Source organism: Stenotrophomonas maltophilia (assembly GCF_900186865.1).
GTDB classification, from domain to species: Bacteria; Pseudomonadota; Gammaproteobacteria; order Xanthomonadales; family Xanthomonadaceae; genus Stenotrophomonas; species Stenotrophomonas maltophilia.
The window spans coordinates 1,041,801-1,061,194 of the sequence record NZ_LT906480.1; the positions used below are offsets into that span (position 1 = coordinate 1,041,801).

The following is a 19,394-nucleotide window of genomic DNA, read 5'->3' on the forward strand; positions in this document are numbered from 1 at the left end:
TCACCAATACTTCGGTGGGCGCGCGATGCCCGGCCCGCAGTCGATGCTGTACTCGACAATATCCACACCGTGGCGCGTCAGCTCAGCCGACCACGGCCCCGAAGGGGATTTGGTGATGTCGATCAGGCGACGGGTGTCCAGGTAATCCAGCTCCCTGCGCACTTCCAAGGCGGTGGCATCCGGATACATGTCCTGGGCGGCGCCAGCCAGGACGGCTTCGCCGATCGGATAGGGGCGAGAGCGATCCAGCACCAGCAGCATCAGCCAGCGCAGCTGCTCCCGGCGCAACTTGCCCAGATCGGGCCCCTGATTTCCGTGACTCACGACTTGCTCCCCTTGTTCTGCATGTTCTTGATTTCCGACGCCACGGCATCGAGCTTGGCCTCGATGACACTCTGCCCACGGGCGTAGTCCTCGCGGCGCACGTAGTCCTTGGCCACTTCGAGCCGGAAGTTGGTGAGCTCGCCCTCAACTTCGCGCCAGCGCTTGCTGTCGTTGATCAGGATGGCCAACTGCTGATCAGTGCGTTGCTGCAGTTGGTTGACCAGCCAGCGGCCGCCGGCGATCAGGCCGCCGAGCAGCGTGATGCCGATGCCGGCGAACCACACCAGGTAGAGCGGTTGCACTTCAACGATCATGGACTGGTCTCGACGGAGAGGCGCTGTCCAGTGAGGGCGCTGATGGAGCGCTGACAGGCCCGGACGTGTTTGTCGGCGTCGCGCCCGACTCGAACAAAATCGCCCGCAACCTCTGCTCGTAGTTGGGCGCTCGCATCACGTTCGACGGCGCCAGAGACGGCTTCGGACAAGCGGGCGGTGTGGCAGGTGGCAAGGTCGTTGCGCAGCCTGAGATTGCCAGAATGCACGTCAGCCACAACAGCAGCTGGGATGGACGCGGACGCCTCCCGATCATGTTCATGTTCGTCTCCGATCTGGGCCATCACCGTGGCCTGGGTGTGCTCGGTGTCGCGAGCGCTGCGCTCGTCTTCCAGCTGCGATTGAAGGGTGGTCAGGCGCTGCTGGGACGTGGCGTCGCGAGCCTGGGCATCCAAGGCATTGCCGCGGTAGAGAAGGGCCGCGGCAATGGCCACCAGCAGGAGCACCAGCAGCAGGGCGATCGTTACGATCAGTGCGCGAATCATCAGTACCGGCCCTCGCACATCGCGCGCTCAGCCGTGCGGCGGCGTTCAAGTCCTTTGTATGGCCGGCCGCCGGCGTTGGCCCAGTTGCTCAGCTGGGCGCATGCAAGATCCCATCGGCCTTGGTTGGCGTAGACACGGATCCGCGGCTGCTGGCCGTTGCGCAGGGTGCACAGGCCGTCCTTCACCCCGGCGCCGCCAGGGCCCACGTTGAAGGCGAACGACGTCAGGGCGGCTGCCTGGTAGTCGGTCATCGGCACCTTGATGCAGCTTTGCACGGTGTTCCAGGCGACACCAAGGTCCGACTGGAGCAGGCGCTCGCACTCTGCGCGGGTGTAGGTGCGCTGTTCGACGTTTGCCGTATGGCCGTAGCAAACCGTCAGTTTGCCCACTACATCGCGGTAGGGCTGGGCCGAGTAGCCCTCGAAGGGCTGCACCAGCCCGAGCAGCAACGCCAGCATGGTCGCCAGCATTCCGCCCGCGATGGGCACTGCCTTGCTGCCGGGTTGCTCTGCTGCCATGCGCCATCTCCAGGGAAAGATGGCCGACGGGCAGACGAGGATGCCCGCCGGCCAGGTGCGCCATGCGCACACCAAACCGATGGGCAGAGTTTCAGGATTTGAAGGTGCGCCGTCTTTGAAACTGGTTTCGAGGAACCTCGCGCGCGCGCGTGAGAGTGTGGCCTTTCATTGCGATCAACATCACAACGGGTGGACCGTCAGATCTCGATCGCCCCGAGTCAGTCTGGAACAGCTCGTGAATTCACTTGGTTCTGTTGCCTGTGCGCGTGCTCGGCAGCAGGCTGACTGAAAAGCCTCTCGAGATCCTCAGGCGGGAGCTGGATGCCATCCATTTGGAAAATTCTCTGGAATGTTCCATCCGTATTGAAGACCAGGATGACCTGCTTACTGGAGCTGCGCACATTGCCAGTCCAAAGACTGACTTTCGACTGGATGTATTGCCAGGTGTAGCCAGTAGCGCCGCTTGCCCCAACCGATGATCGCAGTGGCGGCGCTTCCAAGAGGGCGGCCGCCTCGCTCAGCGTTGTTTTTCCGATGACTAGATGCTTGAGATTCTGGTCTTTGAAGTCCTGGCCAATTACCGCCTTTGCACCGAGCAAGACCAACAGAACCGCGAGCGAAAAAACCAGCTTCTTCATGACGCCTCCTTGTCCGATTTGAATTCTGCGCATTGAAAAATGCGACCTTTAAAGCTCAACAGCAGGTCATCTACGGACTCAGGTCTTTGGCTTACGCAGTCCCCGAGAAGACCCTTCTTGGGTTTCCTTTGCCAGCAGTGCAGTCAGCATGTTCAAGGCCATTACGCGACCGGGATCGGACAGCGCCCAGAACGTATCCACCACGTCATTGAACTGCTCTATCTCAGTGTCCGTCATGCCAGGGCGCGCGATGCTGCGTTGCCCCGTCAGCACGTAAAGCGGATCCACTCCCGCATCAGCAAGCGCAGCCAGCTTGGCGGCAGGAGGGCTGGATGCATCTCTTTGCCAATCAATCACGGTGTTCTTCTTCGCGCCAGCGAGTTCTGCGAACTCAGGCAGCGTGAGGCCCAAGCGTTCCCGCTCGCTCTTCAGACGGGTTCCGATCGTCATACGAAATTCCATGCCATATGTGTTGACAGGCACGGAAATCCGTACCATGATTACTTCCACTGGCAGCGCCCAAAGCAGCCAACCAATGGAACAAGGATCAAAGGATACACGCGATGAGCGAACCCGCCCCCAGCCTGGATCTTCACCTCAAGGTCCGCACCGCCTTCGTTGGCAAGGGCACCAGTCTCCGCGGCTGGTGCATGGAGAACGGCGTCCCGCCGCAGAACGCCCGAGACGTCCTCATCGGACGCTGGAATGGCCCGAAGGGTCAGGCCCTGCGGCGCCGGCTGCTGAAGGCCGCAGGCCTGAGCGCCTCAGCATGAGCACCGCCGGCCGCCCCCTGGACGAAGTCCCGACCCGCGAACTGGAGCTGCTGCTTGCCTCGGCCCGTGACCAGTACGCCACCGCTGTGAACAACTGGCAGTGCGCCGTCGAATCGGACGAGCCGCTGGCCCACACCCTGCCGCTGGCTGGTGCCGTGGACGCGGCCGATCGCCGCGCCGTTCGCATCCTGAAGGAGCTGGCCCGCCGCCAGCAGGGAGCTGCGGCATGAGTGAGCAAAGCATCTTCGCCCGCCTGCTGTTCGCCTTGGCCGGTCACAGCCGCACCGGCCTCCGCCTGAAGCCCATTGCCGACGGCATCGGCGAATCCCCCAGCACAACGCTGCGCAACCTGCAGCGATTGGCCGAGGACGGCCTGGTCGAGCGCTCCCCCTTCGACCAGGACAACTGGCGCCTGTCCCCCCGAATTGTCCAGATCGCCCTGGCCCATCAGGCCGAGGTGGCCCGCGAAGAACGGCAGCTGGACGACTTCAAGAACCGCTACAGCCGTAGCCCCAACTGATGACGAGGATCGAAATGGCAGAGAAGCAATCCACCAAGCGCGGCGCCAAGCCGCTCGCCCAGGCCGAGCCGGTAGGCACGGAACTGGACACGGGCAAGCTGGTCGAGCGCAGCCAGGAACTGCAGGTGATGGCGCAGGCCGAGGCGCAGGTGAAGAGCCTGGCCACCACACTGGGCTACGCAGGTGCCTTGGACACCGAATCGCTCTGGAGCATGGTCGAGTACCGCCAACGCCGCTCCGTCGAGGACATCCTCGAAATGGGCCGGGGCCTGCTGCTCATCAAAGAGCAGACCGCGCATGGTGAGTTCCAAGAACAGATTGCGACGCGAGGGTTCAACTACCGGACGGCGGCACGCCTGATGACCGTCGCCCTGAAGTTCTCCAAAAGTGACACGGTGTCACTTTTGAAGGCCGCCGGCACCCAGGCCAAGGTCCTGGAACTGGCGGTTCTGGACGATGAAGACCTGCAGGCGCTGGAGTCCGGCGACTCGGTTGCAGGCATCACCGTGGACGATGTGGAGCGCATGAGCGCCAGCCAGTTGCGCGCCGCCTTGCGCGAAGCCAGGGCAGATGCCGACGCAAAAGATCAGCGCATCAACAAGTTGAGCGAGGATCTGAACAAGGAGTCTGAGAAGACCCTCAAGGCACAACGTCGCTGGAAGTCCGCCACTCCTGACGAGCAGCTGGTCACCCTCAAACAGTCGGTCACCGAGGCAGAGCAGAACGTGTTGGCCGCCATCGGCAGCCCGAACAGCGGCCTGCGTGCCTCGTTCCAAGCACTGGCCGACTTTGCCCGCGACAATCACCTCGAGGAAGATGCAGCGCTGTTCCTGAGCGACGTGATCGGCCGCGTCCTCACTTCGGTGCGCATCGCCCGCGACGATGAGGAACTGGCCATCGCGATCCCTGTCACCAACGACGCGGGGATCTGACGTGTCCGAGGTCCTCATCCAGGCTGCGGCCAGCCAGTTGCTGGCGGCGCCGCACGGCAGCAAGGGGCGCATCGCCTCCGCGCTGGCCGAGCAGCTGGGATGCTCGGTCCAGACGGCCTACCGTCACCTGTCGAAGGTGACGGCAGCCCTCAAACCCCGCAAACGCAGGTCCGATGCGGGCGAACTGTCACTTACCCGTGACGAAGCGGCCTCGATCGCGGCCATCGTGGAGGAAACCCGTCGCCTCACCGGTACCGGCGCGCTGCCGGTCGAGGAGGCCGTGGATGCCTTGCGTGCCAACGGCAGGATCGAGGCAATGCGCGTGGACAAGGCGACGGGCGAGATTGTCCCGCTGAGCACCTCGGCGATCTGTCGCGCCATCCGCCATTACGGCTTCCACCGTGACCAGCTGGCAGCGGCCACACCGGCTGCACGGCTGTCCTCCCCGCATCCCAACCACCTGTGGCAGATCGACGCCTCGGTCAGCCGCCAGTTCTACCTGGCTGATGACGGCACGCGGGTGATGGACAAGCGCGAGTTCTATCGCGGCAAGCCCGGCAACTTCACCAAGATCGCAGAACGCCGCCTGTGGCGCTATGCCATCACCGACCACGCCAGCGGTGCGATCGAGCTGTTCTACGTGCTGGGTGCCGAGAGCAGCGCCAACCTGCTGTCGGCCCTGATCCACGCAATGACACGGCGCGAAATCGGCACGATGCATGGCGTTCCCAAGCTGCTGATGATGGATCCCGGCAGTGCCATGACGGCCACCAGCACCAGCAGCTTCCTGGCGGCCTGCGGTATCGAAACGATCATCAACGAAGTCGGCAATGCACGCGCCAAGGGGCAGGTCGAGAACGCGAATTACCTGATCGAAACCCACTTCGAGGCCCTGCTCAAGCTACGTTCACCGGTCACCAGTCTGGAGGAAATCAATACCCTGGCCCAGCAGTGGGCACAGGCCTTCAACGCCACCCGCATCCACAGCCGCACCGGTTACACGCGCCGTGATGGGTGGCTGCGCATCACCCAGGACCAGCTGCGCCTGGCACCGGCCGTGGAGGTGCTGCGACAGCTGGCCACCAGCGCGCCCAAGGCCTGCACCGTACGCGATTGCATGATCCGCTTCCGGGCACAGCAGTACGACGTGCGCGGTGTGCCCGGCCTTATCAACGGGCAGCGCGTGGACGTGGTGGTCAATGCTCTGGATCCGGAGGGCAGCGTACGCGTGCTGATGCCAGGCACGGAGGACTGCGCGCCTGTGCACTACATCGCACCGCGCATCGGACGCGACGACTGGGGCTTCCTGGACAGCGCTGCCCAGGTTGGCACGGAGTACCGGACGGCTCCGGAGACGCCGGCCGACGCAGCTCGCAAGGAACTGGATCGGCTGGCCATGCAGGTTCACACCGATGCTGAGGCCGCTGTGGCACGCAAGGCCAAGCGCGTGGCCTTCGGGGGCCAGGTGGATCCGATGAAGCACCTGCGCGAAGCCAATGTGACGCCGAGCCTGCCGCGCTCGGGCCGCATCGCCCAGGTCGATGCACCGCAGGTGCTGGCGGCCCAGCGTATCGAGCCTGCGCCGATCCGCGCCGAGCTGCCGCCACTGAACCATGTGGAAGCGGCCATGCGCCTGAAACCGCTGGTGGAGGCCGCCGGTTCGGCCTGGTCGCCTGAGCACTACGCCCGTACCGCCCAGCGCTGGCCTGAAGGCCTGCCGGTCGATCAGGTCGAATCCTGGGCACACACCCTGGCAGCACCGGATCGCGGTGGCCTGCGCCTGGTTGAAGGGGGTGTGGCATGACGCTGCGCCTGAAGCGCCTGCTCACCGACGCAGGCATCAAGCAGGGCGTGCTGGCCACAGCTGCCGGCCTGAGCCGACCGGCCCTCAATGCCCTGATCAATCACGGCCAGCTGCCCACCAGCTGCGATCCGGCAGTGGTGCGCGCTGCCATCAGTTCCTGCCTGACCCAGCACGGCGTGACCGACTCCCACTGGCATGAAAAGGAGGGGCCGACGTGCTCCAACACGCCGGCCCCAGTTTCCCCACCGCAAGACACCGATAACGACAACGACATTCACGACGAGGAAGATCCCATGCTACTGCGTTTTCAGGCATTGACCCCACAGGCCAAGCGCCACTTCGGCCTGACCACCAATCCCTTCGCCGATCCGGCCAGCGCCGACGAGGTGTTCCTCTCCCCGGATATCCGCTATGTCCGCGAGAGCATGTACCAGGTGGCCCGTCACGGCGGCTTCGCCGCGGTGATCGGCGAGAGCGGTGCCGGCAAGAGCACGCTGCGCGAAGACCTGGTCGATCGCATCCAGCGCGAGGAGCAGGCCGTCATCGTGATCCAGCCCTACGTGCTGGCCAGCGAAGGCAGCGATGCGGTGGGCAAGACCCTGCGCAGCCACCACATCGCCGAGGCGATCATGGCCGCCGTCGCACCGCTGGCCAAGCCGAAGAGCAGCCCCGAAGCCCGCTTCCGCCAGCTGCACGAGTCGTTGCGTGACAGCGCCCGCGCCGGTCACAGCCACGTGCTGGTGATCGAAGAGGCCCACAGCCTGCCGCTGCCGACCCTGAAGCACCTCAAGCGCTTCCGCGAGCTGAAGGACGGGCTTCGCCCGCTGCTGTCGGTGATCCTGATCGGTCAGCCCGAGCTGGGCGTGAAGCTCTCCGAGCACAACCCGGAGGTACGCGAAGTCGTACAGCGCATTGAGATCATCACGCTGCCGCCGCTGGACAACGAGCTGGGTGCCTATCTGGCGCACCGCTTCAAGCGCGCCCAGGTGCCGCTGGACAAGGTGGTGGAACAGAGTGCCATCGACGCGCTGCGGGCCAAGCTGGTTCCTTCGCGTGGCGCAGGCTCGCTGCTTTATCCGCTGGCTGTCCAGAACGCGCTCACCGCCGCGATGAACCGCGCCGCTGACCTGGGCGTGCCGACCGTCACCGCTGACGTCGTGCGGGGGGTGTGAGATGCGCTCGGATCTGACCATTTCGCTCAAAACCGCCCTTGACCTTGTCGCTGATGAACGTCACCGGCAGGTCAATGAGAAGGGCTATTCCGCCGAGCACGACGACGAGCACGCGCAGGAGGAACTTGCAGCAGCTGCGGCCTTCTATCTGCTCCCGTCGTGGATGAACCAGGACGTTGTCAGTGTCGATGCGAACGGTGCGATGGAAATCGCCCCACTTCAGCAGTTGGTTGCCGGCAGCGCATTCAACCCCAGCGCCTGGGAGGGCCTCAGTCGACTGGAGGACGATCCAGAAGGCGACGTTGATATCCGTATCCAGAACGTCGTTCGTGGCTTGGCCCTTGGCACGGCTGAGCTGGAGCGACTGCTGCGCCTTCGCGACGAACAGGAGGGCTGCTGATATGGCGATCCGAACTGAAGGCTGGCCGGCCGCAGAGGGCATGGTGAGGGTACCGGAGAGCGAAGCGTGGGCGTTCGCAAATCAGGTCATCCTGATTCCCTTCGAAATTCAGGATAAGCCCGAGCCGATCAACGTGGACATCCTGCAGGTAGTGATCGTGCCGCGCGCCAACTGGGAGCGCATCACTGCCCATGTTCCGGCCGATGTGCTGCGGCGTGAAGGGGTGGCTCATGGCTGATTTCAACACTTCTGGGTCGCAGTACCTGCGCAGCTTCGCTTTCTACTTGATGCGCGATGCCGAGCTGCCCGACCGGCAGGTAACGGTGATGCACCGCGATCTGTTCCGCCGTGCCGGCATCGAGTGGCGCGACGGCCAGAGCATGGCCTCGCTGCTGGACAACCTCAACCTGCAGCAGCTGCGAGCGCTGGTCGACCAGCTGCGCGACGGCGATGACGACGAGGAGGAGTGATGGCCGTTCCGACCCTCCAGCGTTGCCTTGGCCAGGTGCGCAACCGCAACGGACACAGCGCCCAGCACCCACAGCGGAAGAAGTCCATCGGGGTGCTGGTGCAGGACTGCCACATGTTCCCCACAGCGTCGCGAGTGGGGGCTATCCAGGTACAGGACCCTGACTCCAGGCGTGAGTACCTGGTCGAGGTATGGATCCACAGCGGCGTGCTGGTGATCTCGCAGAGCACCGACAAGCGCTGGCTACTGGAACTGGACGAGATTCTGGACCTGGCGATTGCCGCCGGCATTGATCGGGGGGCCATCTGACATGCAGCTAGCCCTGCTACCGCAAGAGCTGTCCCCACAGACGGTGCTTTTGCAGTTGCAGGGCCGTCGCGGCGCCGTCAACGGCATCACCGCCCGCGACCTGGTGCAGCAGATCACCTCACGTACCAGCACCGCCGACGAGCGCCGCCTGCGCCAGATCATCGAGCAGCTGCGGCGCGAGGGGCACCCGATCTGCGCCCACCCGGCTCACGGCTACCACCTTGCCGCCAGTGCGGCCGAACTGGACCGCGCCTGCACCTTCCTGGTCGGGCGCGCCATGACCTCCCTGGAGCAGGTCAGCGCGATGAAGCGCGTTGCGCTCCCGGATCTGTACGGACAACTCGGGCTGGACAAGCCCGCTACCGACGAGGAATCCAACCATGAACCATGAACGTAACTCCGATGTGCTGTATGCCGCCGCGAACACTGCCCGCGAGCTGGAGAACAGCGGCATCGAGATCTTGGGCCTGCACAGCAATGGCCGTCGCGCGGTGCTGATTCTGGACCGCCCTCCCACGATGGTGGGTGGCCACCTCAAGCGCCGCCAGCCCAACGGCAGCGGCGGCCAGGACCGCGTGATGGCCGCCGAGTACCAGGGCGTGCAGCTGGAGTGGACCCAGCGTCCTCCGGTGCTGCGGGAGGTGGCTCATGGCTGAGCGCGGCCAGTTCCTGGTGGTCCCTGCTGAGTGGGTGGGTGGCGACACCTTCACCGACTCGGACAGGGCGATCGAAGACGCCCAGGCCCGCAGCAAGGTCGACGGCAAGCATCGCGCGGTGGTTTGCGTGGTCGCTCGCACCACGCCCAGCCCTGCACCGGTCATCGTGCTGACGCGTACGGAAGCCGGCATCACTCAACCGCAGGTCGTTCAGCCATGAGCGCCATCCCCAGCGTCGCAATGCAGCACGCCATCGCCCTGTCACTGGGCACCAGCGTGGTCCGTTCTGCGGATCTGATCGACCGGGTGATGGAGCACGGCTTCCGATCCCGCTGGCGTGTGTCCAACGCAGTCTCCGCGGCCTTGGGATGCGGGATGATCCTGCGCGTTGGCGAGGGGCTGACCCGCGACTATCGCCTCAACCCCGACTGGAAGATCGACCAGGCGGCGTTGGCGGCCGCGCAGGCACAGCGTGTGCGCGGTACCCGGCCGGGTATGACAGGGGCGCAGAAGGCCCGATCTGCTGCTGGCGGTTACGAAGGTCCCGCCTTCGACAAAGGCCCGCTGACGCCCTCCATCGGCACCGTGTGTCAGTCCCAGGAGGATCTGGAAGGCGAGCTGCCGCCTTACCTCGGTGGTCGCCTGGTCGATTCGCTGCATAACCACTTCGATCGCATCTTCGGTGGGGTGGAGTGATGGCACGCACCGGCCGCCAGCGCTACGACCACCTGCGCGCGATGCGCTTTGCGCTGTGGGCCCGTACGCAGAATCCGCGCCACCTCACTCCGCAGCGCATTTCCGGCCTGCTGGGCATCTCGCTGGATGCGGCCCGCCGCTGGCGCGCCGACTGGTTCACCGCCACCAGCCCTATCCATGTCGAAGGCGTCCCCGATGTCCTTCGGCCCACTCAACCGTTTGTCACCCCCGCCGCCCAAGGAGGCGCCCAATGACCCCATCCATTCCCGAAGGCTACCGCGAGGACCGTAACGGTCGGCTGGTGCCCGAGGCACAGATCAAGCCGATCGATCTGGCGCGTGACCAACTGGTGCAGGAGAAGATCCAGCGCGCCCTGGAACTGCGCGAAGCACTGCGCACCTTCAAGGCGGACACGTTCGCCGATATCGGCGCGTTCGTGCAGCTCAGCGGCGAGCAGTACGGCGCCAAGATCGGCGGCGACAAGGGCAACGTCAGCCTGTATTCCTACGATGGCCGCTTCAAGATCCTGCGCGCCTGCCAGGACACCATCCAGTTCGATGAGCGCCTGCAGGCCGCCAAGGCACTGATCGATGAGTGCCTCAACGACTGGACCGAAGGCTCGCGCGCCGAGCTGCGCACCCTGGTCAACAGCGCCTTCAAGGTGGGCCAGGACGGCAGCATCAAGACTGCAGAGGTGCTGTCACTTCGCCGGCTGCAGTTCGATGACCCCCGCTGGCAGCGGGCAATGACCGCGATCAGTGATGCGGTGACGGTGGTGGGCAGCAAGACCTACGTGCGGTTCTACGAGCGCGACGCACGTGGCCAGTACCAGCCGATTTCCCTCGACGTGGCCGGAGTCTGACATGCCGAAGATCCGAGACACCTGCACCTTCCGCTTCGACGGCGTTCGCGGTGCACTGAATGCCAGCACCCTGGCCCTGGCCGTGGAGATCGCCGACCGGGCAGCACGGGCCGACGTGGAGATCCACGCGCCCGCCGTGAAGCTGGACGGGCTGCGCTTCTTCGATGTCACCTGCGGCAACATCCAGGGCGAAGACGCGACCGCCGCCCGCTATGCCATCCGTCAGGCAGTGCGGTACATCGAGGCGCGCGGAGACGCACTGCCCTGGCGCCTGAAGCGCCACATCTCCCAGCCGGCGCTGCTGCACTTCGAAGAACGCACCGACCCCGAGGTGGCCACCACCGGGCCGCGTCATGCCTGCGTCAACTGCGACATGCCCACCGGTGCGCCCGAGTCGCCCATGTGTGGTCCCTGCGCTCAGCAGGCGATGGGCGCGATGGCTGCGACCACGGCCGAGGCGATCCGGCGAATGGACGGACTCGACTTCATCTGTGGCCTGCGCGACCCGCAGACAAAGCAGAACGTAGCCGCGGCCATCGCTCGCCAGGTGGGGCATGGCATGGCCGAGAAGTGTGAAGCACAGGCGGAAGCGGCCCTCGACGTCATTCTCAAGCTATTGCTCCATCCGCCGGTGGTGGTGTGGCAGGGCCGTTACTCCATCAATCCCTCGGAGAATGACCATGTTCGTACGTAACCTGGTGCTGTTCCGCTTTCCGACCAGCACCGACTTCTCCGAGGTCGAATCCTTGCTGCCGTACGGCGTTCTGAAGCCGGTTGGACCGCTCGAAATGAACTCGCGCGGCTTCATTTCCCCCTTCGGCCGCGAGGAGCAGGAGCGCCTGTCGTGCCGACAGGGCGACTTCCTCTGGCTGACGGTGGGTGGCGAGGACAAGATTCTGCCCAGCGCGGTGGTCAACCGTGCGCTGGAGAGTCGTCTTCAGGTCATGGAACAGGAACAGGGGCGTCGACCGGGTGGCCGTGAGCGCAAACGCATGAAGGACGACATCTTGCACGAGCTGCTGCCCAAGGCCTTCGTCAAGAACACTCGCCACGACGCGATCCTGGACCTGACCCACGGCTATGTGGCCGTGGATACCTCCAGCCGCAAGGTGGGCGAGGCCTTCGTGTCCGATATCCGTGGCCTGCTGGGCAGCTTCCCGGCAATACCGCTGAATGCTCAGGTGGCACCGCGCTCGATCCTGACCGGCTGGATCGCAGGCGAGCCGCTGCCGGATGGCCTGTCCCTCGGTGAATCGGCGGAACTCCGCGATCCGGTCGAGGGTGGCGCCAAGGTGCGCTGCAGCGACCAGGAACTGCGCAGCGACGAAATCGACAAGCACCTGGATGCCGGCAAGCAGGTCACCAAGCTGGCCCTGGTGCTGGAGGACGCGCTGTCCTTCGAGCTGGGCGATGACCTGGTGGTGCGCAAGCTGAAGTTCCTGGACGGCGCGCTCTCCCAGCTCGAGCAGGCCGACGCCGATAGCCATCGCGCCGAGTTCGACGCCCGCTTTGCCCTGCAGAGCGGCGAGATTCGCCGCCTATTCCTGGTGCTGGAACAAGCCTTCCACCTTTCAACGAACCCGTGAGGCCCGGCATGACCATCAAGCGCTACAAGATTGAACGTGACTGGGGCGAAGGCCAGGTACAGCTTGAGATCGACCACAACATCTTGACGCCGAAGCTGGCGACGGAAATCAACAAGTTCTGGACCGGTGCCGATGAGCGCCTTGGAGAAGCCGACGGCGACGCGGTACTGGCCGTCATCAAGATGGCGGGTGCCGAGTTCATGGGGTGGGTGCTGGACGTGAACTCCAGCTACTCGACCGAGGGTATGCAGCGTGAGTTCGATCAGCTGGAGGGCTGGCCGTCGCCCCACGGCATCCGCTTGGTCGATTGGGACGACCGGCCCGATCTCGATTCCTGCCTCATGCAGGTCGAGGAAGTGGAGGTGTCTCATGGATGAGGCCGTGTACGACGACGCAGGGCGTGCCTATAAGCAACTGCATCTCGGCGGCGTCGATGACGACGACCAGCGCTGCCTGCGTTGCGGATCGCCCGGCCTGGACACGGGCTGGGAGTGCAACGACTGCGGCTACGACAACATGCCGCACTACGTTGAGCCAAAGAAGGACCTGAACGACAGCCAAGAAAGGGGCCGCTGATGCGCCGTGATCCGCTGACGAAGAAGTCCCAGGTAGCCGCCGTCCTGAAGGACGGTGGCCGTATCGTGCCTGGCGTGCGCGAAGGGCTGCTGCGGTTGCTGGACCATGCGGGTCAGGAAGTGCCGGCATGGCAGACCGCCCTCCGGGCCGGTCAGGGCGCAAGGAGCAAGGCATGACGCGCGCTCGCAAGGCCGGCGACGGCCGTAACCGGGTGCTGGCCGCGATCCACGCCGGCGCCAAGAAACTCGGCCTCTCCGAGGACGTCTACCGTGACCTGGTTGAGCGCGTCTCCAAGGAGCACGGACCCGCCCAGCGAAGCGCCGGCAAGTGCGATCGCCGGCAGCTCGATGCGATCGCCAACGAACTGCGCCGCCTGGGTGGCATCCCCGCCAAGGCAGCGTATGCGGCCAAGCGCTGGGCCGGCCGGCCCAAGGGCGACCTGTCCCCGCAGCTGTCCAAGATCGAAGCCCTGCTGGCTGATTCTGGGCGTGAGTGGGAATATGCCCATTCGGTGGCCCGCCACATGTTCAAGGTAGGACGCCTGGAATGGTGCAACCCGGATCAGTTGTCCAAAGTGATTGCCGCTCTTCAGATCGATGCCAATCGCCGCGCCCGGCGGGAGGCCCCTTCGGCATGAAGTCGATGGAGGCCCGCCGCAACGAGCTCTTGGCCAATGCCGCTTCGGCGGCGGCTACGGCTGCGCGTGCGCTCGGCCTCGGCGACGACTTCGCAGAGCAGATCGGCGCGGCGGTGGCGGACACCTTGGCCGAAGACTGGGGCGGCCAGACCATCTACTTTCCCCAGGACGCCTCATTCAAGCTCAGCCCACGCGAGCGTGAGATACTGGACGCCCACCGCAATGGGGCTACAGTTCCGGGCTTGGCGAAGCGATACAGAATGTCTGAGCAAGGGATCCGCAAGCTGCTCGCCAGGGCGAACTTCCGGGATCGTAACCTCAATCAGATGAGTCTGTTCCGCACAGCGCCCTGATTGCACCAGGCGCAATGGCTTTCCATCTCGATCCGCCATTGCCAGCTTTCTTCCGGGGTCTTCCGGCTAGATATCTCGCAGCCCCCCCTGATATATCTCACCCCTGAACAGATTCGCCATGGATGCCCAGCACCGTCTCCGTGTAGTTGCCGTGCGCTGGCAGCAGGCCGAACTGCGTGACCTTGCGCTTCACGCCGGCAACGAAGGCGTCGGCGCAGGCCGAGTAGCAGCCGCCGTCCAGCACGGTATCCAGCCCATGCTGGCGGATGATGGCGCCCATGCCCACGCCACCGGAGGCGGCCCCGCCCGGCGAGTTGCGGAACACCACCTGGCGCAGCGGCGTACCACGGGCCTGCGCGGCCAGGATGTAGGCCTCCAGCGTCTGCGGATCGGTCGCCAGCACGTTGCCGGTGTAGTAGAGCGTGTCTCCATTCACATGGAAGGCACTGGCATGGGCCTGCGGCGCGGCAGCGATGCCGAGAAGTGCAACAAGGGCACTGCCGAGGACGGTGGCGCGACGGGTGGGGAGGGCGGGATATCGATGCATGCGGAGTTCCACGGAAAGGAGTGAAGTGCGGTTGCCGCCCCTTTTTCGCTGCATGAACACGCTGATGCGGCGTGGTTTCAACACGTTGCAGCCTGGGCAGGGCGGGTCGCGCGCGCTCGGCCGTTGGACTGGCCGGGCGAGGAGGCGACAGGCCGCCTCTCCAGACCGCTAACGCAGCTGCGGGGGGATCTCCCCCAGTCATCGCGCTCGGCTGACCATGCAGGCGACGGGGCGCAGCGTTTGCGCCGCGCGGGTTACCATGTATGCATCACCTGCTGGAGCCTTCCCCCATGAGCGCTGAAATCCTTGTCCCCGTGTCCTTCGGCGAGCTGCTGGACAAGATCTCGATCCTGCAGATCAAGTCCGAGCGCATCAGCGACGAGGGCAAGCTGGCCAACGTGCGCAGGGAGCTGTCGGCGCTGGAGCAGACCTGGATGGCGCACCCGGCGGCGGTGAAGGACATCGCCAAGCTGCGTGCCGAGCTGAAGGCGGTCAACGAGCAGCTGTGGGACATCGAGGACGACATCCGCCTGAAGGAAAAGGCGCAGGCGTTCGACCAGGGCTTCGTCGACCTGGCGCGCAGCGTCTACCTGCGCAACGACGAGCGTGCGCGCATCAAGAAGGCGATCAACCTGGCGCTGGGCTCGGCGTACGTGGAAGAGAAGTCCTACCAGGATTACGCGCAGCGCGCGTAATCCCGGCGGCCAAAAGGGGGGGGCCACGTCACGCGTGGATGAAACCGCAGGGCGCAGGCCAACGCCCGGCCGGCCCATCACCCCAGATGATCGGCCACGTAACGCTCGAAAGCCGCGATGCCGTCTTCGACAGTGATCAGTTCCATCACATCGTCGAACTCGATCTTGGTGCCCCATTTCAGATCGGCAGCCTGCTTGGCCAGGTACTTGCGTGCGGCGTCGTCGTAGCGGTCCACGCAGTAGCGGCGGTCCGAGTACGGTCCGCTGCGGTTCGGGTTGCTGGCCGCATGCAGGCCCAGCACCTTGGCGCCCATCGCGTTGGCGATGTGCATCGGGCCCGAGTCCGGAGTCATCACCAGGTTGGCGCGGGCAAGCAGGGCAGGCAGCTGCTTCAAGGTGTCCTTCCCGACCAGGTCCAGCGCCGGCGTGAGCAGTTGTGCCTGGATGGCATCGGCCATGCTGCGCTCCAGTTCGCTGCGGCCACCGCACAGCACCACCTGCCAACCACGCTGCGCGGCGTGGTTGGCCACGGCTGCATAGCGGTCTGCATACCAGTTGCGGCGCACGTGGCTGGAACAGGGCGAGATCATCAGCACCGGGCGCCCATCGTCCTGCCATTGCGCAGCGGCCCAGTCATATGCGGACTGGGGCACGGCCAGGTCCCAGCTGACCTCGGTCTGGCGCAGGCCCAGCGGCTCGCAGAAGCTGCCGATGGCATCCAGCACATGGACGCCGGGGCGGTCTGGAATGCGCTCGTTGATGAAGAGCCCGTGCAGGTCCTTGGAACGGCTGCGGTCGTAGCCGATGCGGCGCTCGGCGGGAATGAACGCCGACAGCAGGTTGGCGCGGAACGCCACCTGCATCTGCAGCAGCGCTTCAAAACGCCCCGGTGGCAGCTGTTTGCGCAGCTCCTTGACCCCTGCCATGCCGCTCTTCTTGTCGTAGGCGTGGAAAGTGACGCCGGGCAGGCCATCGAGCAGTTTGTGGCCGACCTTGTCGATGATCCAGTGGATCGGCGTGTCCGGACGCGCAGCCTGCAGGGTGCGCACCAGGGGCACCACGTGGGTGACATCGCCGAGTGCGGACAGGCGCAGGAGGCACAAGGAGGAGGACGCTGATGCCATGTGTTGTTAGACTCAATGAAATGGTCGCATTCGACGCCAATGAAGCGCTGACGCCATGCCGCGAGGGTCGCGGCATCGGGGCCATTCTGTTCGACCGCGAGCGGCTGCGGCAAGCCGAGGTTGGCCTGTTCTCGCCCCAGCACTGGGGCAGCAAGGCCCGGCCGGTCGGCGACGGCGGCCGCGGCAGCGCCTGGTTCATCGATGCGCCGTTCGGCGCCAGCGTGCTGCGCCACTACCTGCGCGGCGGCCTGGCAGCGAAGATCAGCCATGACCAGTACCTCTGGCGTGGCTCGGACCGGACCCGGAGCTTTGCCGAATTCCGCCTGATGCGCGCCCTGCGCGAGAAGAAGCTGCCGGTGCCCCGGCCGATCGCCGCGTACTACATGCGCGAAGGCCTGCGCTACCGGGCGGCAATCCTGATGGAGCGGATCGAGGGCGTGCGCTCGCTGGCCGACCGTGCGCTGGTCGCCGGACGGGGCGCGCCCTGGGAAGAGACCGGGCGGCTGATCGCCCGCTTCCACCGTGCCGGCCTGGACCATGCCGACCTCAACGCGCACAACATCCTGTTCGATGGCAACGGCCATGGCTGGCTGATCGACTTCGACCGTGGGGTGATCCGCATTCCGGCCACCGCCTGGCGCGAACGCAACCTCAAGCGCCTGCTGCGCTCGCTGATCAAGCTGCGCGGCGAGCGCAGCGTGGAGGACGTGCAGAAGGACTACGCGCGGCTGAGGCGCGCCTATGACATGGCCTGGAACCGGGGCACCTGATGGGCTGGTCGTTGCGTTTCCTCGGCGTCGGCAACGCGTCGGCGGTCGAGCTGGGGTCGCCGATGTCGGTGATCGAGCGGGACGGGCGGCCATGGCTGACGATCGACTGCGGCGGCGAAGGCCTGACCGCGTTCAAGGCGCACTATGGGCACATGCCGCAGGCACTGTTCGTCACCCATGTGCACCTGGATCACGTGGCCGGTTTCGAGCGGCTGTTCGTCGATACCTTCTTCAGCACGCAGCGCCGCGGCAAGGTGCGCCTGTATGTGCCTGCCACCGTGGTGCCGCTGCTGCACAAGCGCATCGGTGACTACCCGAACGTGCTGGCCGAGGGCGGTGCCAACTTCTGGGATGCGTTCCAGTTGATCGTGGTGGGCGAGGCGTTCTGGCACGAGGGCGTGCGCCTGGAAGTATTCCCGGTACGCCACCACTGGCCGGAGACGGCCTACGGCCTGCGCCTGCAGGGCGCGCTGACCTGGAGTGGTGATACCCGGCCGATTCCGGAGATGCTGGCCCGCTTCGCCAATGACAACGAACTGATCGCCCACGACTGCGGCCTGCACGGCAATCCGTCGCATACCGGTGTGGACGACCTGGAGCGCGAGTACAGCGCGGAACTGCAGGCGCGGATGATGCTCTACCACTACGCCAGCGTGGCTGATGGTGTGGCGCTGGCCGCGCGCGGCCACCGCGTGGCGCAGCCGGGGCAGTGCGTGCCGCTGGCAACCCCGACTGCACCGCACGTGCTGGCGCAGGATCCGCCGTGAGCGGTGCCGGCCAGCCCGCCGACGCGGCGCTGGCCGCCGAGCTGGAGGTGCTGGAGCGCGCGCTGCATGCGCCTGCGGTGCGGGCCGATCCTGAGCGCCTTGACGCATTGCTGGACGAGGATTTCAGCGAGATCGGCAGTTCCGGGCAATGCTACGGCCGTGATGCAGCCTTGCAGGAGATCCCGTTGGAGCGCGCGCAGGTGCTGATCGAATCGGAACAGTACGCGGTGTGGTTGCTGGCCGACGGTCTGGCCCAGGTGCGTTATCGCAGCCGCCATTACCTCGACGGCCAGCCGCAAGGCTGGGTGCTGCGCAGCTCGCTGTGGCGCCGGCACGGGGATGGATGGCGCATGCTGTTCCACCAGGGCACGCCCGAGGCACGGTAGGACCGGGCCATGTCCGGCGAAGGGCGCCAACCAAGGGTGGCACCTGCCAGGGGCGGGGCGTCGCCGGAAAAGGCGATGGCCCCGCCGGCTGACCTCGGCGCCCGCGTCGGTCGATACCGTTGCTGCCTTCCGGCCCTGGCGGGGTTTTCGACCTAGCGTCGCGAGGGGCCGACGGGGCCACCATAGAGACGTCGGCCGCCCGGAGGGCAGCCAGTTCACGGACCAGGGGAAGCAGCGCGCGATGCGCCAGAGACCACAGCCGGACTGCGCATCGGCTGGCCGATGGCAGACGCGTAGTCTAGCGCAGGCAGGTGCATCGACGCCAGCTTCACGCGCTGAATCCGCTGTAACCCGTTCCCGCCCATGGCGGCCCGGGCTACCCGCCGTTGCTAGAATGCCGGCCAGGAGGAACGGCCTCCCCCACATCGGGAATCAAAGACCAGGACGGCCTGGCCCTACCAAGAGGAGGGCCGTCATGGCCTGGATCTATCTGTTGTTCGCCGGCCTGCTGGAAATCGTCTGGGCCGTGTCCATGAAGCAGTCCGAAGGCTTCACCAAGCTCACCCCCACCGTGGTCACGATCGTCGGCATGATCGCCAGCTTCTGGTTGCTGGCGGTGGCCATGCGCAGCCTGCCGCTGGGCACCGCCTATACGATCTGGACCGGCATCGGCGCGGTCGGTGCCTTCGTGGTTGGCATCGTGTTCCTCGGCGAGCAGGTCAGCCCGATGCGGATCGGTGCAGCGGTGCTGATCGTTTCCGGCCTGGTGCTGATGAAACTCTCGAGCAGCTGAATGATTTACTTATGGCGGGGAAAGGAATCTCCGCTTCCAGCAGATATATGCATTTTCGGCAAGACCATTTTGTCCGCCCGTTTTATTTGACGTACGTCATGAAAATAACGAGCGTGATTCACATGTCGCTGGCACCGACGGTCGCACAGTGCCGCCATTCGTCGGGCGAAACCGGGGAGTTTTCGCCTTGAGGGACACGCTGTCGTACCTGTCGCCGGGTGCGACGGCGTGAAGATGTGAAGATTTTCAGGAGTTAATGCCTTCGAACCT

The 19,394-nt window shown here is 65.3% G+C and carries 36 protein-coding genes and 1 other RNA gene; 28 read left to right on the forward strand and 9 right to left on the reverse strand.

The window, feature by feature from the left end:
- The 6 genes from CKW06_RS04870 to CKW06_RS04895 all read right to left on the reverse strand — a co-directional run bounded on the left by CKW06_RS04870 (window position 1) and on the right by CKW06_RS04895 (window position 2,747).
- A complete protein-coding gene (locus tag CKW06_RS04870) occupies window positions 1-324 on the reverse strand; it encodes a hypothetical protein (protein WP_024957611.1) in 324 nt (107 codons plus the stop codon).
- Window positions 321-638, reverse strand: coding sequence for a hypothetical protein (locus CKW06_RS04875; protein WP_024957610.1), 318 nt, complete (start codon window positions 636-638; stop codon window positions 321-323). The genes CKW06_RS04870 and CKW06_RS04875 overlap by 4 nt, the downstream gene beginning before the upstream one ends.
- The gene (locus tag CKW06_RS23475; protein ID WP_024957609.1) at window positions 635-1,141 is read right to left on the reverse strand and encodes a lysis system i-spanin subunit Rz; all 507 of its coding nucleotides are present in this window, start codon (window positions 1,139-1,141) and stop codon (window positions 635-637) included. The genes CKW06_RS04875 and CKW06_RS23475 overlap by 4 nt, the downstream gene beginning before the upstream one ends.
- Window positions 1,141-1,659, reverse strand: a complete 519-nt coding sequence (locus tag CKW06_RS04885; RefSeq protein ID WP_024957608.1) for a lysozyme — start codon at window positions 1,657-1,659, stop codon at window positions 1,141-1,143. Before CKW06_RS04885 ends, CKW06_RS23475 begins: the two co-directional genes overlap by 1 nt.
- A 218-nt stretch (window positions 1,660-1,877) precedes the next feature.
- A complete protein-coding gene (locus tag CKW06_RS04890) occupies window positions 1,878-2,297 on the reverse strand; it encodes a hypothetical protein (RefSeq protein ID WP_024957607.1) in 420 nt (139 codons plus the stop codon).
- Window positions 2,298-2,375: 78 nt separating this feature from the next.
- Window positions 2,376-2,747 (reverse strand): helix-turn-helix domain-containing protein, encoded by a 372-nt coding sequence (locus tag CKW06_RS04895; protein WP_024957606.1) that lies wholly within the window; start codon window positions 2,745-2,747, stop codon window positions 2,376-2,378.
- 113 nt (window positions 2,748-2,860) lie between these two features.
- On the opposite strand from CKW06_RS04895, the gene CKW06_RS04900 reads away from it, so the two are divergent.
- The 23 genes from CKW06_RS04900 to CKW06_RS05005 are packed head-to-tail and all read left to right on the forward strand — an operon-like array spanning window position 2,861 to window position 14,042.
- Entirely contained in the window at window positions 2,861-3,070 is a 210-nt protein-coding gene (locus CKW06_RS04900; protein WP_024957605.1) for a hypothetical protein, read from the forward strand.
- Window positions 3,067-3,300, forward strand: a complete 234-nt coding sequence (locus CKW06_RS04905) for a hypothetical protein (RefSeq protein ID WP_024957604.1) — start codon at window positions 3,067-3,069, stop codon at window positions 3,298-3,300. The genes CKW06_RS04900 and CKW06_RS04905 overlap by 4 nt, the downstream gene beginning before the upstream one ends.
- Complete coding sequence (locus CKW06_RS04910; protein WP_008267142.1) at window positions 3,297-3,590, forward strand: helix-turn-helix domain-containing protein; 294 nt, start codon at window positions 3,297-3,299, stop codon at window positions 3,588-3,590. The genes CKW06_RS04905 and CKW06_RS04910 overlap by 4 nt, the downstream gene beginning before the upstream one ends.
- Entirely contained in the window at window positions 3,590-4,522 is a 933-nt protein-coding gene (locus CKW06_RS04915; RefSeq protein WP_024957603.1) for a hypothetical protein, read from the forward strand. The genes CKW06_RS04910 and CKW06_RS04915 overlap by 1 nt, the downstream gene beginning before the upstream one ends.
- Before the next feature lies 1 nt (window position 4,523).
- The gene (locus tag CKW06_RS04920) at window positions 4,524-6,326 is read left to right on the forward strand and encodes a DDE-type integrase/transposase/recombinase (protein ID WP_024957602.1); all 1,803 of its coding nucleotides are present in this window, start codon (window positions 4,524-4,526) and stop codon (window positions 6,324-6,326) included.
- Window positions 6,323-7,498 (forward strand): ExeA family protein, encoded by a 1,176-nt coding sequence (locus CKW06_RS04925; protein ID WP_024957601.1) that lies wholly within the window; start codon window positions 6,323-6,325, stop codon window positions 7,496-7,498. The genes CKW06_RS04920 and CKW06_RS04925 overlap by 4 nt, the downstream gene beginning before the upstream one ends.
- Before the next feature lies 1 nt (window position 7,499).
- Window positions 7,500-7,898, forward strand: a complete 399-nt coding sequence (locus CKW06_RS04930) for a hypothetical protein (protein ID WP_024957600.1) — start codon at window positions 7,500-7,502, stop codon at window positions 7,896-7,898.
- A gap of 1 nt (window position 7,899) precedes the next feature.
- Window positions 7,900-8,136 (forward strand): hypothetical protein, encoded by a 237-nt coding sequence (locus CKW06_RS04935; RefSeq protein ID WP_024957599.1) that lies wholly within the window; start codon window positions 7,900-7,902, stop codon window positions 8,134-8,136.
- On the forward strand, window positions 8,129-8,368 hold the full coding sequence (locus tag CKW06_RS04940) for a hypothetical protein (RefSeq protein WP_024957598.1): 240 nt from the start codon (window positions 8,129-8,131) through the stop codon (window positions 8,366-8,368). The genes CKW06_RS04935 and CKW06_RS04940 overlap by 8 nt, the downstream gene beginning before the upstream one ends.
- A complete protein-coding gene (locus tag CKW06_RS04945) occupies window positions 8,368-8,676 on the forward strand; it encodes a hypothetical protein (protein WP_024957597.1) in 309 nt (102 codons plus the stop codon). Before CKW06_RS04940 ends, CKW06_RS04945 begins: the two co-directional genes overlap by 1 nt.
- 1 nt (window position 8,677) lies before the next feature.
- Window positions 8,678-9,067: a hypothetical protein gene (locus CKW06_RS04950; RefSeq protein ID WP_024957596.1), complete on the forward strand. Its 390-nt coding sequence runs from the start codon at window positions 8,678-8,680 to the stop codon at window positions 9,065-9,067.
- Window positions 9,057-9,332, forward strand: coding sequence for a hypothetical protein (locus CKW06_RS04955; protein WP_024957595.1), 276 nt, complete (start codon window positions 9,057-9,059; stop codon window positions 9,330-9,332). The genes CKW06_RS04950 and CKW06_RS04955 overlap by 11 nt, the downstream gene beginning before the upstream one ends.
- Window positions 9,325-9,552 carry a hypothetical protein gene (locus CKW06_RS04960; protein ID WP_024957594.1) on the forward strand — a complete coding sequence of 76 codons (228 nt, stop codon included), beginning with the start codon at window positions 9,325-9,327 and terminating at the stop codon, window positions 9,550-9,552. The genes CKW06_RS04955 and CKW06_RS04960 overlap by 8 nt, the downstream gene beginning before the upstream one ends.
- Entirely contained in the window at window positions 9,549-10,028 is a 480-nt protein-coding gene (locus CKW06_RS04965; protein WP_024957593.1) for a hypothetical protein, read from the forward strand. Before CKW06_RS04960 ends, CKW06_RS04965 begins: the two co-directional genes overlap by 4 nt.
- Complete coding sequence (locus CKW06_RS04970) at window positions 10,028-10,282, forward strand: hypothetical protein (protein ID WP_024957592.1); 255 nt, start codon at window positions 10,028-10,030, stop codon at window positions 10,280-10,282. The genes CKW06_RS04965 and CKW06_RS04970 overlap by 1 nt, the downstream gene beginning before the upstream one ends.
- Complete coding sequence (locus CKW06_RS04975) at window positions 10,279-10,890, forward strand: DUF3164 family protein (RefSeq protein ID WP_024957591.1); 612 nt, start codon at window positions 10,279-10,281, stop codon at window positions 10,888-10,890. Before CKW06_RS04970 ends, CKW06_RS04975 begins: the two co-directional genes overlap by 4 nt.
- Window position 10,891: 1 nt before the next feature.
- Window positions 10,892-11,584 (forward strand): hypothetical protein, encoded by a 693-nt coding sequence (locus CKW06_RS04980; protein ID WP_024957590.1) that lies wholly within the window; start codon window positions 10,892-10,894, stop codon window positions 11,582-11,584.
- Window positions 11,571-12,476: a recombination-associated protein RdgC gene (locus CKW06_RS04985; RefSeq protein ID WP_024957589.1), complete on the forward strand. Its 906-nt coding sequence runs from the start codon at window positions 11,571-11,573 to the stop codon at window positions 12,474-12,476. Before CKW06_RS04980 ends, CKW06_RS04985 begins: the two co-directional genes overlap by 14 nt.
- An 8-nt stretch (window positions 12,477-12,484) precedes the next feature.
- A complete protein-coding gene (locus CKW06_RS04990; RefSeq protein ID WP_024957588.1) occupies window positions 12,485-12,853 on the forward strand; it encodes a DUF2528 family protein in 369 nt (122 codons plus the stop codon).
- Entirely contained in the window at window positions 12,846-13,052 is a 207-nt protein-coding gene (locus CKW06_RS04995; protein ID WP_024957587.1) for a hypothetical protein, read from the forward strand. Before CKW06_RS04990 ends, CKW06_RS04995 begins: the two co-directional genes overlap by 8 nt.
- Window positions 13,052-13,228 (forward strand): hypothetical protein, encoded by a 177-nt coding sequence (locus CKW06_RS23480; protein ID WP_154699832.1) that lies wholly within the window; start codon window positions 13,052-13,054, stop codon window positions 13,226-13,228. The genes CKW06_RS04995 and CKW06_RS23480 overlap by 1 nt, the downstream gene beginning before the upstream one ends.
- Window positions 13,225-13,689 carry a regulatory protein GemA gene (locus tag CKW06_RS05000; RefSeq protein ID WP_024957586.1) on the forward strand — a complete coding sequence of 155 codons (465 nt, stop codon included), beginning with the start codon at window positions 13,225-13,227 and terminating at the stop codon, window positions 13,687-13,689. The genes CKW06_RS23480 and CKW06_RS05000 overlap by 4 nt, the downstream gene beginning before the upstream one ends.
- Window positions 13,686-14,042, forward strand: a complete 357-nt coding sequence (locus CKW06_RS05005; protein ID WP_152907779.1) for a Mor transcription activator family protein — start codon at window positions 13,686-13,688, stop codon at window positions 14,040-14,042. Before CKW06_RS05000 ends, CKW06_RS05005 begins: the two co-directional genes overlap by 4 nt.
- 97 nt (window positions 14,043-14,139) lie before the next feature.
- Here the strand turns inward: CKW06_RS05005 and CKW06_RS05010 are convergent, their stop codons facing one another.
- Window positions 14,140-14,589, reverse strand: a complete 450-nt coding sequence (locus CKW06_RS05010; RefSeq protein ID WP_231910888.1) for a hypothetical protein — start codon at window positions 14,587-14,589, stop codon at window positions 14,140-14,142.
- A gap of 290 nt (window positions 14,590-14,879) precedes the next feature.
- Between CKW06_RS05010 and CKW06_RS05015 the strand changes: the two genes are divergently transcribed.
- Window positions 14,880-15,284, forward strand: a complete 405-nt coding sequence (locus CKW06_RS05015) for a DUF6165 family protein (RefSeq protein ID WP_005408281.1) — start codon at window positions 14,880-14,882, stop codon at window positions 15,282-15,284.
- A gap of 77 nt (window positions 15,285-15,361) precedes the next feature.
- Here CKW06_RS05015 and CKW06_RS05020 read toward each other — a convergent pair whose 3' ends face one another.
- Window positions 15,362-16,408: a glycosyltransferase family 9 protein gene (locus CKW06_RS05020; protein ID WP_012479274.1), complete on the reverse strand. Its 1,047-nt coding sequence runs from the start codon at window positions 16,406-16,408 to the stop codon at window positions 15,362-15,364.
- Window positions 16,409-16,428: 20 nt separating this feature from the next.
- On the opposite strand from CKW06_RS05020, the gene CKW06_RS05025 reads away from it, so the two are divergent.
- From CKW06_RS05025 to CKW06_RS05035, 3 genes are read left to right on the forward strand one after another with little or no spacing between them, the layout of a single operon-like run.
- Window positions 16,429-17,178 (forward strand): 3-deoxy-D-manno-octulosonic acid kinase, encoded by a 750-nt coding sequence (locus tag CKW06_RS05025; RefSeq protein WP_024958155.1) that lies wholly within the window; start codon window positions 16,429-16,431, stop codon window positions 17,176-17,178.
- Complete coding sequence (locus tag CKW06_RS05030; protein ID WP_005408284.1) at window positions 17,178-17,945, forward strand: MBL fold metallo-hydrolase; 768 nt, start codon at window positions 17,178-17,180, stop codon at window positions 17,943-17,945. Before CKW06_RS05025 ends, CKW06_RS05030 begins: the two co-directional genes overlap by 1 nt.
- A complete protein-coding gene (locus tag CKW06_RS05035) occupies window positions 17,942-18,331 on the forward strand; it encodes a nuclear transport factor 2 family protein (RefSeq protein ID WP_005408285.1) in 390 nt (129 codons plus the stop codon). Before CKW06_RS05030 ends, CKW06_RS05035 begins: the two co-directional genes overlap by 4 nt.
- Before the next feature lie 84 nt (window positions 18,332-18,415).
- Here the strand turns inward: CKW06_RS05035 and ffs are convergent.
- An RNA gene (gene ffs, locus CKW06_RS05040) (signal recognition particle sRNA small type) lies at window positions 18,416-18,506 on the reverse strand.
- A 300-nt stretch (window positions 18,507-18,806) separates the two neighbouring features.
- Between ffs and CKW06_RS05045 the strand changes: the two genes are divergently transcribed.
- Complete coding sequence (locus CKW06_RS05045) at window positions 18,807-19,124, forward strand: DMT family transporter (protein ID WP_005408286.1); 318 nt, start codon at window positions 18,807-18,809, stop codon at window positions 19,122-19,124.
- The last annotated feature ends 270 nt before the right edge of the window (window positions 19,125-19,394 follow it).